Origin of the sequence: Mesorhizobium sp. M7A.F.Ca.CA.002.15.2.1, from assembly GCF_003998715.1 — a bacterium.
Classification (GTDB): Bacteria; Pseudomonadota; Alphaproteobacteria; order Rhizobiales; family Rhizobiaceae; genus Mesorhizobium; species Mesorhizobium ciceri.
Map to the genome: position 1 here is coordinate 1 of NZ_RZPI01001137.1, position 859 is coordinate 859.

Genomic DNA, 859 nt, shown 5'->3' on the forward strand with positions numbered 1-859 from the left:
ATTTTGGACCTGCCTGGGTTCTCGCGCTTCAATCTCGATGGTCCAGGTGCCGCCGAATGGCTGAGCCTGCAGGTCACCGGACTGGTGCCGAAGCCAGGCCGCATCGGTCTCGTCTATTTCGCCGACGACAAGGGCCGCATCGTCACCGAAATGTCCGTCGTGCGTCACGACGAGAACCTGATGACGCTGATCACCGCGGCGGTCGCGCAGTGGCATGATTTCGAATGGCTGAAGTCGCGCATGCCCAAGGACGCACCGTTCAAGCTGATCGACCGGACCGAAGAATTCTCGACCCAGATCCTGGCCGGCCCGAACTCGCGAAAAATCCTCGCCGATGTCTGCGAAGCCGACCTCACTCTGCCATGGCTGACGCATCAGGAGACGAAGATCGCCGGCCGCTGGGCCAAACTGGTGCGCGTCTCCTTCGCCGGCGAACTCGGCTGGGAAATCCACACCAGGATCGACGACACCGCCGCCATCTTCGATGCCGTCTGCGCCGCAGGCCAGCAGCACGGGCTGAAGCCTTTCGGCATGTACGCGCTGGATTCGCTCCGGCTTGAGAAAGGCTACCGCACCTGGAAAGGCGATCTGTCGACCGACTATTCGATCCTGCAGGGCGGGCTCGAACGCTTCGTCAAATGGGACAAGCCCGACTTCCGTGGCAAGGCGGCACTGCTGAACGAAAAGCAGCAAGGCGTGAAGAAGCGCTTCGTCACGCTGGTGGTGGAAAACCCCGGCGATTGCGACGCTCCGTCAGTTTCTACACTCTGGCATGACGGCAAGATCGTCGGCGAGACGACGTCCGGCGGCTGGGGCCATCGCATCGACAAGTCGATCGCGCCCGGCATGCTGCGCGCCG

General features: G+C 62.6%; 1 protein-coding gene. It reads left to right on the plus strand.

Annotation, left to right across the window (positions count from 1 at the left end; translation table 11 throughout):
- On the plus strand, window positions 1-859 hold an 859-nt coding region (locus ENZ74_RS33195), incomplete at both ends, for an aminomethyltransferase family protein (RefSeq protein ID WP_164761469.1).